12 protein-coding genes are annotated in these 14,621 nt (G+C 71.8%); 3 read left to right on the forward strand and 9 right to left on the reverse strand.

All coding sequences use genetic code 11. The annotated features are described in order from the left end of the window. Positions 1–165: 165 nt before the first annotated feature. The 6 genes from ACFRKB_RS01445 to ACFRKB_RS01470 all read right to left on the reverse strand — a co-directional run bounded on the left by ACFRKB_RS01445 (position 166) and on the right by ACFRKB_RS01470 (position 4,864). Complete coding sequence (locus ACFRKB_RS01445; RefSeq protein WP_383102289.1) at positions 166–1,356, reverse strand: damage-control phosphatase ARMT1 family protein; 1,191 nt, start codon at positions 1,354–1,356, stop codon at positions 166–168. A 129-nt stretch (positions 1,357–1,485) separates the two neighbouring features. Next, positions 1,486–1,860 (reverse strand): fluoride efflux transporter CrcB, encoded by a 375-nt coding sequence (gene crcB / locus ACFRKB_RS01450; RefSeq protein WP_383102291.1) that lies wholly within the window; start codon positions 1,858–1,860, stop codon positions 1,486–1,488. Next, positions 1,857–2,204 carry a DUF190 domain-containing protein gene (locus ACFRKB_RS01455; RefSeq protein WP_383102292.1) on the reverse strand — a complete coding sequence of 116 codons (348 nt, stop codon included), beginning with the start codon at positions 2,202–2,204 and terminating at the stop codon, positions 1,857–1,859. The genes crcB and ACFRKB_RS01455 overlap by 4 nt, the downstream gene beginning before the upstream one ends. 19 nt (positions 2,205–2,223) lie before the next feature. Continuing rightward, positions 2,224–2,715, reverse strand: a complete 492-nt coding sequence (locus tag ACFRKB_RS01460) for a fluoride efflux transporter FluC (RefSeq protein WP_383102293.1) — start codon at positions 2,713–2,715, stop codon at positions 2,224–2,226. A gap of 216 nt (positions 2,716–2,931) precedes the next feature. Next, a complete protein-coding gene (locus ACFRKB_RS01465; RefSeq protein WP_383102295.1) occupies positions 2,932–3,387 on the reverse strand; it encodes a cyclic nucleotide-binding domain-containing protein in 456 nt (151 codons plus the stop codon). A gap of 115 nt (positions 3,388–3,502) precedes the next feature. Further along, positions 3,503–4,864, reverse strand: a complete 1,362-nt coding sequence (locus ACFRKB_RS01470; RefSeq protein ID WP_383102297.1) for an MFS transporter — start codon at positions 4,862–4,864, stop codon at positions 3,503–3,505. A 386-nt stretch (positions 4,865–5,250) separates the two neighbouring features. On the opposite strand from ACFRKB_RS01470, the gene ACFRKB_RS01475 reads away from it, so the two are divergent. The 3 genes from ACFRKB_RS01475 to ACFRKB_RS01485 all read left to right on the forward strand — a co-directional run bounded on the left by ACFRKB_RS01475 (position 5,251) and on the right by ACFRKB_RS01485 (position 10,597). Further along, a complete protein-coding gene (locus ACFRKB_RS01475) occupies positions 5,251–6,579 on the forward strand; it encodes a M14 family zinc carboxypeptidase (protein ID WP_383102299.1) in 1,329 nt (442 codons plus the stop codon). Next, positions 6,576–7,760 (forward strand): HesA/MoeB/ThiF family protein, encoded by a 1,185-nt coding sequence (locus ACFRKB_RS01480; protein ID WP_383102301.1) that lies wholly within the window; start codon positions 6,576–6,578, stop codon positions 7,758–7,760. Before ACFRKB_RS01475 ends, ACFRKB_RS01480 begins: the two co-directional genes overlap by 4 nt. Before the next feature lie 161 nt (positions 7,761–7,921). Beyond that, positions 7,922–10,597 carry an ATP-binding protein gene (locus tag ACFRKB_RS01485; RefSeq protein ID WP_383102302.1) on the forward strand — a complete coding sequence of 892 codons (2,676 nt, stop codon included), beginning with the start codon at positions 7,922–7,924 and terminating at the stop codon, positions 10,595–10,597. Positions 10,598–10,651: 54 nt separating this feature from the next. Here the strand turns inward: ACFRKB_RS01485 and ACFRKB_RS01490 are convergent, their stop codons facing one another. The 3 genes from ACFRKB_RS01490 to ACFRKB_RS01500 all read right to left on the reverse strand — a co-directional run bounded on the left by ACFRKB_RS01490 (position 10,652) and on the right by ACFRKB_RS01500 (position 14,597). Beyond that, positions 10,652–12,604 carry a cellulase family glycosylhydrolase gene (locus tag ACFRKB_RS01490; protein ID WP_383102304.1) on the reverse strand — a complete coding sequence of 651 codons (1,953 nt, stop codon included), beginning with the start codon at positions 12,602–12,604 and terminating at the stop codon, positions 10,652–10,654. 86 nt (positions 12,605–12,690) lie between these two features. Next, on the reverse strand, positions 12,691–13,686 hold the full coding sequence (locus ACFRKB_RS01495) for a LacI family DNA-binding transcriptional regulator (protein WP_383102560.1): 996 nt from the start codon (positions 13,684–13,686) through the stop codon (positions 12,691–12,693). A gap of 83 nt (positions 13,687–13,769) precedes the next feature. Further along, positions 13,770–14,597: a carbohydrate ABC transporter permease gene (locus ACFRKB_RS01500; protein WP_383102306.1), complete on the reverse strand. Its 828-nt coding sequence runs from the start codon at positions 14,595–14,597 to the stop codon at positions 13,770–13,772. Positions 14,598–14,621 lie beyond the last annotated feature (24 nt).

The raw sequence follows: 14,621 nt of genomic DNA on the forward strand, positions 1-14,621 counted from the left end.
GCTGGCGAATCTCTCGGTCGCGATGCGGACGATGCGCACGCTGCTGCGTACGCACCGCTGAGCGGCGCACGGAAGGAGGGGCGGCCCGCGGGGCGGGGGCCGGGGGGCCCCCGGCCCGGGGGGCGCCCCTTCCCCGTGCCACGACAACACAGGGCGGCGAAAGCCTCAGCGCCGGGCCTGGACGAGCCCGTGCGTGCCGCTGGTGCGCCACGGCTCTCCGCTCGCTTCCAGGGCATCCAGTGTGCGGACGTCGAGGCCGACGATCACATCGGACTTGAGGGTGCGCAGCGCGGCGACGGGTCCGGGGAAGTACGCGGTCCGGCCGGCGAACGAGGCCGTGGGCGCCCAGTACTGATCACCCACGAGACGGCGGTAGTTGAGGTCGCCCTTCAGGATCGTCACGGTGGCCTCCGCGAGGTCCCGGCGCAGATCGCCGGGCATCGCGCTGTACGGCAGCGGCGCCCGGAAGAAGCTGTGCGCGCGCACCGCGAGCCGCCCGGTCGCCATGGCGGACCAGAGCCGTTCGCCGATCTCGGCCGCGTATCCGGGCGCCGCCCCGAGCCGCCGCAGACCGTCGACGACGTCCGTCATCGTCGCGTCGGAGACGTAGTACGGATAGGGCTTGACGTGCAGGACGGCGCGGGAGGCGCGCTCGGTGTGGAGCAGATGGTCGAGCAGTACGAGATCGGGGATGAGTTCCCGGCCGGCGTTGTCGGCGATCAGATGCACCGTACCCGCCGCTCCGACGGGCAGCAGGGACCACAGCAGAGGGCCGTCGTCCGCCACGAGGCGTGGATCCGTACCTCCGTCGGCGGGGGCGGCGCCCGACGCGATCCCGAAGCTGAGGTCGGCGCGGTTGCCCCAGAGCGAGGCGTGCGCCAGCGCGAGCGCCTGTTCACCGGCGGACCGTCCGGCGAGCCCGTCGAGAGCGGCGAGTTCGCCGTCCACCGCCGGGCCGCTCAGCTCGGCGTCCTTGAACGGGGCGAAGGGGTCGACGCCCCGCCAGGGGCCGTCGGTGAAGTAGCCCATGGCGTCGAGGAGTACGCGGTAGAAGTAGCTCTCGGACCACAGGAACGGTACGTCGAACCAGGACCGGCCGAACCAGGAGCCCCCGGCGGAGTCACGTCCCCAGATCTCCCACTGGGCACGGTCGTGCGCGTCCGGGGCGAGCGGCTCGATCACCCCGTCGGTGACCGAGCGCAGCAGGGCGTCGAGCGCCCGGTGCTGGGCGGGGGTACAGGGAAAGGCGTCGCGTACCCGCTGGATGAGGGCCGGATGACGGTCGGTCAGCACTCCCCGGGCGAAAGAGCCGGGTTCGTCGCCCAGGATCACGGGTGCGTCGTCTGCTGCGGGCATCGCCTTCACGTACTCCTCGCTCGGCCGTCCGGCGCGGTCCCGTCCATGGAAAGGCCCCGGCCGCCGCCGTCTTCGCCGTCGTCGGCCGCCCCGCCCCGGGGACCACCACCGCACCGTACCGGTGGCGGCTCACACCCACAGCGCCTCCGCGAGGGCGACCCCGGCGAAGGCCGCGCCCAGCCCGGCCACCACGCTGCCGAGGATATTCGCGGCGGCGTACAGCTTCGCGCCGTCCTCGGCGAGGCGCAGTGTCTCGTAGCTGAAGGTCGAGTACGTCGTCAGCGCACCGCACAGGCCGGTGCCGAGGAACAGCTGCGTGCGCGAGGACGCCGCCCCGGCGGCGACCGCGCCGGTCAGCAGCCCGAGGACCAGACAGCCCACGACGTTGACGGCGAAGGTCCCCCACGGGAAGACGGTGTCGTGTCTGCGCTGCACGCTCCGGTCGGTCAGAAAACGCAAGGGGGCACCGATGGCCGCCCCGGCCAGGACCAGCAGCCAGTTCACCGCGCCTCCCGCCGGCCGGCATGGCGGACGACCTCGCAGCTCTCCAGCGTGACCAGCCCCTCGCGGACCAGCTCGTCCAGTCGCGGAAGGAAGTCCCGGATCTTCTCCTCGGTGTCCACGATCACGATCGCGACGGGCAGCTCCTCGCTCAGCGACAGCAGCCGCTGCGTATGGATCAGCGAGGACGCGCCGAACCCCTCGATCCCGCGGAACACGCTCGCGCCCGCCAGTCCCGCCTGGTGCGCACGGTGCACGATCTCCGTATAGAGGGGCCGGTGGTGCCACACATCGGATTCGCCGATGAGGACCGTCAGTCGCAGGGCGCTGCCCATCAGCCCGTTCATGTCCGCCTCCACAGCCCGTTCATGCCTGCCTCCACGCGACTACGCGGCGCGTCACCCACACCGCACTCCACACCGAGGCGAGAGCCGCCACCAGCGTCAGTCCCAGATACGCCATGCCCGTGGCGGGCCGTCCGGAGCCCACCAGGAGCCGGATGTCCACCGCATAGGTGGAGAACGTGGTGAATCCGCCCAGCACACCGGTCCCGAAGAACGGCCTCACCAGCCGGTGCGCGGCCCACACATCGCTGATCACCACCATGAAGACGCCGATCACCGCGCACCCCACCACGTTCACGGTCAGCGTCGTCCACGGAAAGGCGCCGGAGGCGGTGGGCCAGAGCAGAGCCGCCCCGTAGCGGGCCGCCGAGCCGATCGCCCCGCCGAGCGATACGACGGCGACGACCGGCCAGAGAGCTTTCGCCCGCGCACACCGCTTCCGCATACCGGCCGTGGGCGGACGCGCGTCGGATCCGGTGGGCTCGTTCACCACGCGGGGCCGAGGGCTTCCCATGGGCATACGTCTCCTACTCGCCGGGCGCCCGTACGCGGGCGCGCTCCTTCGCAAGTAGGGACCGTTGGCGGCAGGTCACCGCGGTTCGGGTACGGCGGGCCCCACCGCCGCGTGGTCGCCCGCCGGGGCCACCACTGACCCCAGGCTAGCGGCACGATACGGGCGGCGCCGAACCGGGCCGCGGGGATCCGGACCGTGCGCGATTCCGGCGGCGGCTCACAGCCCGGGGCCGCCATGGCGCATGTACTGGTCGATCAGTTTCGTACGCGCCACCTCAAGACGGCGGGCCAGGATCTCCGCGACGGAGCGGGTCAGCGCGTAGCCGAGCGCCGGATCGTTCTCGCACAGGGTCCGTACCGCCTTCCCGTCGAACTCCAGGGTGCGCACCGGACTGAACGCCTCCGCCCCGAAGTGCCAGCGGTGCGGCGGGACCAGCCAGGACCAGCCGAGCAGATCCCCGACACCGAGCGTCTCGACCATCACCCGCCGGCGGCCGGGTACGAACATGTCCAGGGACACGGCGCCCGAGCGGATCACCCAGAACCGGTCCGCCGGGTCGCCCTCCTCGAAGATCCTGGTGTCCTGGGGGAAGGAGACGTAGCGGGCCAGTCTCATCAGGATCTCGCTGTGGCCGGTGGGAAGCACCGTCAACAGACGCGTCGCGGGAGCCATGGTGGGGTACCTCCTTGCCGAACCGCGTGACCGGGCCGGACGGGACATACGGCGCAAACGGCCATATGTCAGATGGTATCCCCACTGTGCGACCTGCTCGGAGGCGCCGGTCCCGTCAGGTCCCGCCTCCGCGCGGCCGGGGTGCCTGGCGTCCGGACGCCAGCGCGCCGGCGCCGAGGACGGAGAGCAGCATCCAGCCGGCGGCGTAGAGGAACCCGGCGGTGGGGGAGACAGCGGTGTACAGGACGCCGACGACCACGGTGGCCACCACGTCCCCCACCGCCTGTACGGCGCCCAGCAGCCCGAAACCACTGCCGCGCAGCCGGTCCGGCAGCAGCTGGGCGATGAGCGCCGACTCCGCGGTCTCGGCGCAGCCGATACCGGCCCCCGCGAGGCCGAAGAAGATCAGCAGCACCCACCAGGAGTGGAAACCCACCGCGAAACCGGTGTACGCCAGCACATAGAGGGCCGAGCCGGTGGCGAACACGACGCGCGGTCCCGCCCGGTCGATCCAGTGGCCGCCGGCGTACGCGACGGCCGCGCCGACGGCGTTGTGCGCCGCGTAGATCAGGATGGCCAGCGACGCCGCCGCGGTCGCGGAGCGGCCGTCGGTGTGCAGCAGCTGGGTGGCCCGCAGGATCAGCAGGGTGACGGCGAGATTGCCGAATTCGAACAGCAGGACCGGCAGCATGGGCCGGAGCACCCCGGCACCCCGCAGCCCGGCGAAACGCAGCCTGATCGGCTCGCGGGAGCCGTCGGCGTGACGGCGGCGGGCCTCACGGGCGGCGATCGTGATGGTGACGGCGGCGAGGATGCCCGGGAGGAACGCGAACCAGAGCGCGGGCCGGATGCCCAGCCAGGCCACCAGCCCCGCGGCGGCCAGCGGGCCGGCCACCGCCCCCAGGTTGTCCCCGGCCCGCTCCAGGCCGTACGCCCGGCCGAAGGCGCGCGGCGGCGCCAGGGATGCGAGCAGGGAGTCCTTCGACGGCGAACGCAGCCCCCGGGACGTCCAGGCGACGGCGCGCAGGACACCGACCTGCCACACCGCCGTGGCGAAGCCGATGGCCCCGGTCGCGAGGGCCGTACCGAGATAGCCGCCGGTGGCCATCCGGCGGCGCCGGCGCGGGTCATTGGCGAGCGGGCCACCGGCGAGCTTGCTGACACCGGTGAGCGCATCGCTGACGCCCTCGATGACCCCGAGCGAGGCGGCGGAGCCGTGCAGGACGCCGGTCACGAAGCCGGGGAGGACGGCGGTGGCGATCTCATGGCCGGCGTCGGAGAGGAAGCTGGTCACTCCGACGCTGCCCACACCGGTGGTCAGCCACGCGTCGTGCGGTCCGGGGCCGCCGGGCGTACCCGGCGCGCCCCGCCCACCGGGCCCACCGGGCTCGCCGGGCCCACCGGGCTCGCCGGGCTCACCGGGCGTTCCTGAAGGGGGCGGTGTGTGCGCGGGCGGTGGATCGTGGTCTTCGGGCACGCGTCCGTCCTCCTCCGTCGGCCCCGGCGGTCACCGATGATGCCACCGTGTGTGACGGATCAGGCACGGACAGCGCCGGGCCGCCCGGGGGCCCGGTCCGCCGACGCGGCAGCGAGATATTCCCCGGACAGGCCCTTCCGGCATGTATCCGCATATCACATTCCACATCATCCCGGGTGTTGACGTGCTCCAATCGGTGACGGACCATCAAATAAGGGTGCTTGACGGGGAGTTGGGCACTGGGGTGTCGAAGGAGCGGTCCATGGGGAAAATGGCCAAGAGCGACAGCGCAGCACGTCCCAAGCAGACCACCATCAAGATCCGGCGTCTCGACCGGAGAGAGACCACGGGCGACAGCAACTCGACCGGTTCCTGAACGGACAGCTGTGCCGGGTCGCTATCTCACCGTCGACGAACTGACCTCTCGCGCCCGGGGCCTGGCCGCGGCGCACCCGGACCGCGCCGTCCTGCGGCGTATCGGATATTCACGGGCCGGGGAGCCGATACGGCTGCTGTCCATAGGACGGGGGAGCCGGCACGCACTGGTGGTCGCGGGGCCGCATGCCAATGAACCGGTCGGCGGCATGACGGCCCTGCGACTGGCCCGGTATCTCGCCCGGCCCGACCGGCCGGGCCGGGCCATGGACACGACCTGGCACTTCGTCCTCTGTCTCGATCCCGACGGAGCCCGCCGCAACGAGCGGTGGCTCAAGGGACCGATGACCTTCGCCCAGCACTACCGCCACTTCTTCCGCCCCGGCTTCGCGGAACAGCCCGAATGGCTGCCCACGGAGCCCGGGGCGCAACCGATGCCCGAGACCCGGGCCCTCCTCGATCTCCAGGACGAGCTGCGGCCCTACCTCCAGTGCTCCCTGCACGGCGTGGACGTGGGCGGCAGCTTCGTGCAACTGACCCGCCGGCTGCCCGGCCTCCCCGAACGGCTCGGCCGGTCCGCCGCCGATCTGCGGATCCCGGTGGAGCTGGGACCGTACGACGCCTTCTTCTGGCCGAGCCCGGGGCCGGGGGTCTATGACATGCCACGGCCCCAGGAGACGGACCAGTTCCACTCGCTGCCGGCCGCCACCGCCACCTCCACCTGGTTCCATCCGCACGCGTACGGCACCGTTACGGCGGTCGTCGAGGCGCCGATGTGGGGGGTCGAGGAAGTCGGCGACACCTCGGTGCACCCGGACCCGGCCGGTGCTCTGGAGATCATCAGCGATGCGCTCCGGCAGGACGCGCTGTTCCTCGCCGGCCTGCTGGAGCGGGTGCGGCCGGGCCTGTCCGGCACCGTGGGGCCGCTGCTCGCACCGGTCGAGGAGTACCTCGCCATCTGCGGCGGGCTGGCGGACGAATGGGCGCCGGAAGCGGCCCTCCGCGAGACGGGCGGACTGCCGCCGCTGAACCGGGCGCGGATCATGGCGCTGCGGATCGCCGCCCGGCGGCTCGTCGTCCGTACGGCGGGGCTGCTGCACCAGATGCTCGCCGCCGGTCACGACTCCGGCGCGGCGGAGGGCGCGATCGACGGCGCGGACGTGACCGACGTACGCGCCTGTCTGGACCTGTTCCTCACCCGGCGCTGCGACGCGTTCGAAGCGGACTGCCGCGCCCGCTGGATCCCGGTCCACGACCAGGTGGAGCATCAGTTCAGAATCGTGCTGGCCGCCTCCGAACTGGCCGCCCGGTTCAGGGAGCCGAGGGCGGTACGGGCGTGACAGCGGACCGGCGCCCGCCGCCGGTGTCCGGCTTACGGCGCCCTCGCGTCAAGCCCGAACACCGGGCCTACCGCACCGTGGACGGGAACGTACGGATCGGCAGCGTCGTGTACGGGATCGGGGCCGAGGTCGCCGACCCCGACGGCTGGATCTGGACGCTGACCGAGGCGCTGGACGGGACCCGCGGCCAGGCCGAGTCGGTCGACGCGGTGCTCGCCCGGCACCCGGGCGTCGAACCGGGCGCGGTCGTCCGGGCGATCGCCGAGCTGTACGAGGCCGGGTTCCTGGAGGACGCCGAGGCGGAGCCGCCGGACACCCTCACCGACGAGGACCGCGTACGGTACAGCCGCGGGGTGACGCTGCTGCGGTGGATGGATCTGTCACCGCACCCGACCGCCTGGGAGTTGCAGGCCCGGCTGCGCTCGGCCCGGGTCCTGCTGCTCGGCCTCGGCGGTACGGGCGGCTTCGCGGCCCAGGGTCTGGTCGCGTCGGGCGTGGGCCGGATGCACTGCGTGGACGGTGATGTCGTGGAGCTGTCCAATCTCAACCGGCAGCCCCTGTACCACGAGAGCGACATCGGCCGGCCCAAGGCCACTGCCGCCGGCGCGGCCCTGCGGGCGGTCAACTCGCGGGTGGCACTGACCACGGAACACCGCGCGGTCCGGGGGCCCGACGACATCGCCGCGCTGCTCGCCCCGGGCTACGATCTGCTGCTGCTCTGCGCCGACCGGCCGCCGGAGATCCGCCGCTGGGCCAACCGCGTCTGTCTGGCCGCCGGAATCCCCTGGCTCGACGCCGGCTACCGAGGACCGCTCGTCACCGTGGGGGTCCACGCGCCCGGCCGGGGGGCGTGCTGGGAGTGCCACCGCGCGGGCGAGGTCGACCGCCGCGATCTGCGGCTCGCCGCGGGACAGGACGAGGAGGCCGCCTCCCCCCGCATGGAGTGGAACCCCGTCAACGCCGTGACCGCGGGCCTCTCCGGCCATCTCCTCGTCCACGCGGCGATCGCGCTGCTCACGGGCGTACCGGAGATGGAACCGGGTTTCCGGTTCGGCCTCAACCTGATGGCGCTCTCCGAACCCGTGGAGGAGCGGTACGACCGCAGACCGGATTGCCCGGCCTGCGGTACGCCGGGCGCGGTCCGCGGAACGAACTCGACGGTGCGGCGGGCCACTTCGTGACGACGAGGGGCCGCCAGGGACCTCACACGTCCGCATTTTCGTTACCTCTTGAACCGCCCTCGCGCAGTCGAACGGCCGAATTCGTGCTGATTCGGGTCCACTCGGGGCGCTCCGGGGCTACCCTCGACACTTGAACTGCGCACTGTTCGAGAAAGCGAGGGATGCCGGTGTACCGGCCGGACAACTCGGTCACCCTCCCGCTGCTGGAGCGTGAGCCCGAACTCGCCGCGGCGGCCAACGCCGTGGACGCACTGTGCGGAAACAAGCGCTCCGGCGGGCTGCTCGTCTACCGGGGTGCCGCCGGGCTCGGTAAGACGGCGCTGCTCTCCGAGGTGCGCCGACTCGCCGACGGGCGTTGTGCGGTGTGGTCCGCGCGCGGCGGCGAGACCGTCACCTCCGTCCCGTTCCATGTCGTACGACAACTGCTCCAGCCCGCGCTGACCGACGCCGAACCGGCGTCCGGACCGGCCGGCGGTCCCACGGACGCGCGGGAACTGCTCGGTGACCGGTACGAGATCGTCGGACCGGCCCTCGGCATAGCGCCACCGGGCGAGCAGCACGCCGATCCGCAGGGTGTGCGGGACGGTCTGGACGCCCTGGTCGAGCGGCTCGCCGCGGTCCACGGACCGCTCGTCCTCCTCGTCGACGACGCGCAGTGGGCCGACCTGGAGACCCTCGCCTGGCTCGCCTCCTTCGCCGAGCGCCCGGCCGGCGGGCTGCCCGTCCTCATCGTCGTCGCGTACCGCACCGAAGAGGCCATCGGCGAGACCGAATGGTTTCTCCAGAAGATCGGAGTGGCGGCGAGGCTGCTGGTCACGCTCAGCGAGCTGACCTCCGACGCCACGGCCGAACTCGCCCGCGCCGCCCTCGGCGAACACGCGGACGATCCGTTCTGCCGTGAGGTCTGGGCGGTGACCGGCGGCAACGCGTACGAGACCGTCGAACTGCTCGCCAAGGTGCGGGACACCGGTCTCGAACCCGTCGAGCGCTTCGCCGGCGAACTGCGCGCCCTCGGCGCTTCGGCACGCGGCACCGGCCTCATCGCCCGGCTGGAGGAACTGGGCACGCCCACCACCCGGTTCGCCTGGGCCGCCGCCGTTCTGGGCACCGACATCTCCCTCGATCTGGCGATCACACTGTCGGGTATGAGCCAGCATGACGCCTCCGCGTGCGCGGAACGGCTGCGGGCCGCGCGCATCCTCGTGGGCACCGACCCACTGGAGTTCGTCCACCCGCTCATCGCGGGCGCCGTCTACCGGGCGATCCCGCCGGGTGTGCGCACCGCGATGCACGGACTCGCCGCCTGGGCGGTCTCCCGCAGCGGCCGGGGATCGGCGGCGGCCGCGCCGCACCTCCTCGAAGTGCATCCGGACGGCGACCCCGAACTGGTCGAGCAGCTGCGCGAAGCCGCCGCCGAACATCTCGCGGTGGGCGCACCGGACGCCGCCCGCCGCTGCCTCGAACGCGCCCTGGCGGAACCGCCGTTGGAGTCCGTACGGCCACAGGTGCGGTACGAGCTGGGCTGCGCCACGCTGCTCACCTCACCGGCCACCACCGTCGGACATCTGCGCGCCGCGCTCGACACCGCGCAGCTGGACGAGGGTCTGCGCGTGGATGTGGTGTTCCGGCTCGCCCAGGCGCTGACACACAACAACCAGACCGGTGACGCCGCGCATGTGGTCGCCACCGAGGTCGCGCGTACCGAAGAGGGACCCGCCAGGATGCGGCTCCAGGGCGCCCACTTCCTGTGGGAGGGCGTGCAGGCCATCGAGGAGGACGGGCCCGAACGCTCCCGCCGGCTCGCCCGGCTGGCGGACGGGCTCACCGGACGTGACAACACCGAACGCGTTCTGCTGATGCTGCGCGCCTTCGACGCTACGGCCCGTGGCGAGAGCGCCGAGGAGAACGTCCAGATCGGCGAACGCGCCCTGATCGAAGGCCGGTTGGCGCCCGGAGTCGGCTGGGCCGATACGGCGTGGGGCTTCGAACCACCGGCGCTGCTCGGGCTCTCGTACGCCTTCGCCGACCGGCTCGACCGCGCGGAGAGCCTGTTCCAGGAAGGGTTGCGGGCCTTCGAGATCTCCGGCTGGAGCGGTGGCCATCTGGCGTTCGCCCATGCCCTCGTCGGCTACGGACATCGCAGACGCGGCCGGCTCGCGGACGCCGAGGCGTATCTGCGCGAGAGCCTGCGGCTGGCCGACCGGGTCGGCAACGGGCTGCCGATGCACTGGGACGCCGCCTGCATGCTGATCGACACCCTGCTCGCACGCGGTCATGTCGACAAGGCCCTGGAGGCGGCCGAGCGCCACGCGTTCGCCCCGCCGTACTCCTCCTCGATCGTCATCCCCGACGCACCGTCGGTCCGGGGCCGGCTGCTGCTCGCCCTGGGCCGTACGAAGGAAGCCGTCGCCGAACTGGAGGCGGCCGGGCAGGCGTTGACCGCCCGCGGCCGTCACAACACCGTCATGGCTCCCTGGGCGTGTGACCTCGCGCGTGCGGTCGCCGACGACGATCCGCGCCGCGCCGCCCATCTCGCCTCGTACGCCAGGGACCGGGCGGAACGCTTCGGCACGCACACCGCCATCGGGGTCGCGTTGTGCTGCGCGGCGTCTCTGAAGGAGGGCACGGAGAAGACCGAGTTGCTGGCGCAGGCCGTCGCTCATCTCGAAGCGTCACCCTCCGCGTACGAACTCGCCGTCGCCCGGGTGGAGTACGGCATCGCCGCCGGGTTCCCGGCCGAGCTGGCCTGCGGGCTCGAACTGGCCGAGAGCTGTGGCGCGGACGGTCTCGCGGAACGGGCCCGCGGTGCGATGGACGCCCGCCCGGCGCCCCGCTGACGCGGACCTCGCCGACCGGCGTCCGGGTGCGGACGCCGGTCAGGACCCAGGGGCTCAGGGCGTGGTGTACGGGCGCAGCTCCAGCACCCGTACGCCATACGGACCGATCTCCACCCGCTCCAGCCGCTCACCGGAGACCAGATCATGGAGCGTGGCGTCGCCGGTCTCCGGACGCACCGTCAGCTCCCGCTCCGACTGGCTCACCAGCCACACGAAGCGCCTGCCGTCCTCATGCACCAGCACATCGGCGCCCACCAGCGGTGTGCCGACCGTCACCGGCCGCCGTACGCCCGCCACTTCGGCGAGTGCCTCGTACAGCCGGTGCGTACGCTCGGGATTGACCCGGGCCGTACGGGCCGCCATGTGCTCCAGCGGGTAGGTCGCCAGTACGGTCTCGCCCGAACCGAGCCGGTGGCGCAGCAGCGCGGGCCGGCCGTGCGCGTCGGTCGCCACCACCCGGGCACCGGCCGGTACCACCGGCAGATAGGCGCGGCTGTCCTCGTTGCCCGCCACCGCGAAGCGCAGGGTCTCACCGGCGGCGATCGTCCCGAAGTCCTCCTGGAACGTCATCTCCAGGGTGTCGTCCTCGATCGGCTCGGCGACACCGTAGGAGAGCTGGAGCTCCACCCCGAACAGCCCGTCCAGATCGTGGAACCACGGGCCGCGCGTGCCGGGATGCTCGCCCGAGCAGAAGGAGAGATAGACCGTCGCTCCGTCCCGCGCCCGCCGCTCCAGGTCCCGCCGGGTGCGGGTGGTCAACTGGCGTGTGGAGGGCAGCAGATACAGCAGACCGTCCATGGGAAGACCGTCGGCCTCCCGTGCGAACGCGACCGGCAGGTCCGCGCCGCGCGCCGCCACATAGCCCTGATGCAGCGAGCTGAAGATCAGCGGCCGGTCGGCGGGCCGGCTGTATGGGTAGCCGCGCTCCAGGAAGGCGGGCACGACGAGCGCCGTCGGCGCGTCCGTACGCCGGCAGCGGGCGAAGTCGATCCGTCGCAACACCTCGGTGAAGGCGGCCAGTTCACGCAGCGGCTCCTTCGGGCGGCCGGCGCTGTCCGTGATGCCGAAGTGCATTTCGAAGGGGTGGTGGTCGTACGGCGACCGGTCCCAGAGATGGTCGTAGTCGGTGTTGTTCCAGGCGATCCAGCCGGTCGCGCCACCGAGCAGTGAGTTGTGCAGCGTCTGCCGGTAGTACACGCCCGCGTTGCGCGCCGAGACGGTGTCGGTGGAGAGGCCGAACTCCTCCAGGATCACGGGCTGTCCGGTGACGGCGGCCAGTTCGCATTCGAAGGCGGCTCGGTAGTGCTGGCGCGGCAGATCGGTGTCGGAGCGGTAGACATGCGGGCCGACGAAGTCCACGTAGTGTGCCGTCTCGCGCAGTGAGAAACCGTTGTCACGGCCGGTCACCTCCAGACCCCAGGCGCCGTCGCCGAGCGATACCGGCTGGGTGCCCCCGGCCGCCCGGACGGCCTGGCACATGAACTGCGCCCATGCCGTCACCACGTCGGAGGACGGCGGATCGACCTGGTAGATCCGCCCGTACCCCGGCATCTCGTTGGTGATCAGCCAGCCGGTCACCGCGGGATGGTCCTTGTAGCGCCGGGTCATCTCGCTCACGAACCAGGCCTGCCGGCCCACCATCCACACGTCCTCGTAGAGATCGCGGTCGCCGCGCCAGACCGGATCCCAGTTCTCCCCCGACATATGGCCGACGATGAACGTCGGGACCGTACCCATCGACAGCTCGCTGTGGGCGTCCAGGAAGTCCCGGAAGCGGTCGCACAGTTCCTCGTCGATCCGGTGCGGCTCCGGGTGGAAGTCCGGCCAGTAGAAGAACGAACGGCTCATCGAGAGCCCGTGGTCGCGCAGGACGGCGAGCTCTTCGCGCACGACGGCGCCGTCGTAGTCGCGCCACATGAACGGACCGCCGGTGCGGGACCAGAAGTTGGCGCCGACCCAGGGCAGGACGCGGTCGTCGTGGGTGAGGTGGGCGCTGTGGCGTCGCATGGTGTTCTCCGTGACGGGGGGGTGGTTCTTCCGGTCTCTGCGGGGCCGCCGGGCCGGGCATCCGGGTCCGGGACGGCCGGTCCTGGTCAGCTCGGGCCGGGGCCCGTCGACTCGCGGACCACCAGCCGGGGGCGGCCGGTGAGCGGCCGGGTGTCGACGTCCTCGCCGCACTCCGCGAGCAGCGCCCGCGCGGCGGCGGCGCCGACCTCCCGCACCTGCTGGTCGATGGTGGTCAGCCGGGGGTGCAGCCAGTGCCCCAGCGGCAGATTGTCGTAGCCGACGACCGAGAGATCGTCCGGCACCGAGAGCCCGGCGCGCTGGGCCGCGCCGATACCGCACACCGCCATCGAGTCATTGGCGTACATGATCGCGGTCGGCCGGGGGGAGAGGGCGAGCAGCTGTCCGGTGGCGGTGTGGGCCGCGGCCTCGGTGAAGTCGGTGTGCCGCACGGCCGCCGGAGTGATTCCGGCCGCGGCGAGTTCCCGCTCGAAGACCCGCAGACGGAAGCCGGTGTGCACCAGCTCGGCGGGGCCCGCGACGTAGGCGATACGCCGGTGGCCGAGGTCCAGCAGATGCCGTACGGCCTCGGTGATGCCGGCGTCCTGGTTCCCGAGTGTGATGTTCCGTACCGGCAGTGCGTGGTGCGGTGTGCCCAACAGCACGGCGGGCAGCCCCAGTCGCTTGAGCAGCGGCGGACGGGGGTCGTCCGTCCTGTGGTCGGTGAGGACCGCGCCGTCGACGCGTCCCTCCGCCGCCAGCCGCTCGTACAGCGCCGTCTCCTCCGTCACTCCGCTCGCCATGTGCAGCAGCAGACCGTAGCCGCGCGGCGACAGCTCGCTCTCCAGACCGGTGATCAGCTCGGAGAAGTGCGGATCCGCGCCGAGGACATCGGTGGGACGGCGGACCACCATCGCGACCGTATGGGTACGGGACCGGCGCAGCGCGGTGGCCGCGGCGCTCGGCGACCAGCCGAGCCGCGCCGCCGCCTCGACGATACGCAGCCGTGTCGGCTCCGAAATGCGGCCCGTGTTGTTGAAGACCTTGGACACGGCGGTCGCCGAGACGCCCGCCTCGGCCGCCACGTCCTTGATGGTGGGCCTGTTGTTCCTGTTCGCGCCGTTGTTCCTGGCCGCGCTCTTGTCCGTGCTCGCGCTGTCGCTTCCGCTCACATCTTCACCGCACCGCTGATCAGCGCCTGTTGCATCCGCTTCTGGAGGATGGTGTACACGATCCAGACGGGTACGAGCGTGAGGATCGTACCGGCTGTCAGTACACCGTAGTCGGTGCCGATCTGGGACTTCAGCGTCGGCAACGCGACCTGCACGGTGCGCAGCTCGGGATCCGGGCCGATGATGACCAGCGAGTAGAGATACTCGTTCCAGAAGCTGAGGAAATTCAGCAGCAGTACGGTGGCGATGCCGGGCACGCACATCGGTGTGTAGATGTGCCGCAGGACGGCGAACGTCGAGGCGCCGTCCATCCGCGCCGCCTCTTCCATCTCCCGCGGAATGGTCCGCATGAACTGCACCAGGATCACCACCGACAGCGGCATCGCGGTCGCCGGCAGGAACAGCACCATGAACGCGCGGGTGTGGAAGAGACCGGTGGCCGCCGAGAGCAGAAAGGTGGGGAAGAGCGCGGCGAAGGTCGGGATCAGGAAACCGAGCGAGAACACCTTCTCCATCGCGGACGCCAGCCGGCCCGTCGAACGGGCCAGCGCGAACGCGGCGGGTATCGCCAGACCCAGGGTCAGGGCCAGCGAGAACACCGTCACCAGCGCCGAGTTGAGGATCGCGGGCCCGAGTTCGGCGCTCTCGAAGGCCGTACGGAAGTTGCCGAGACCGAACGAGGTGGGCGGTGAGAGCGGGGTCGCGAAGATCTGCTCGTTCGACTTGAAGGCCGAGGCGAGGAAGTAGTAGAGCGGGACGGCCAGCAGTACCGCGTACGTCCACACCAGGATGTGCGCGGGCAGCCAGGACTTCCTGAACTTCATGGTGGACACGGGAGACAGCTCCGA

Source organism: Streptomyces scopuliridis, assembly GCF_042790125.1.
Classification (GTDB): domain Bacteria; phylum Actinomycetota; class Actinomycetes; order Streptomycetales; family Streptomycetaceae; genus Streptomyces; species Streptomyces scopuliridis_A.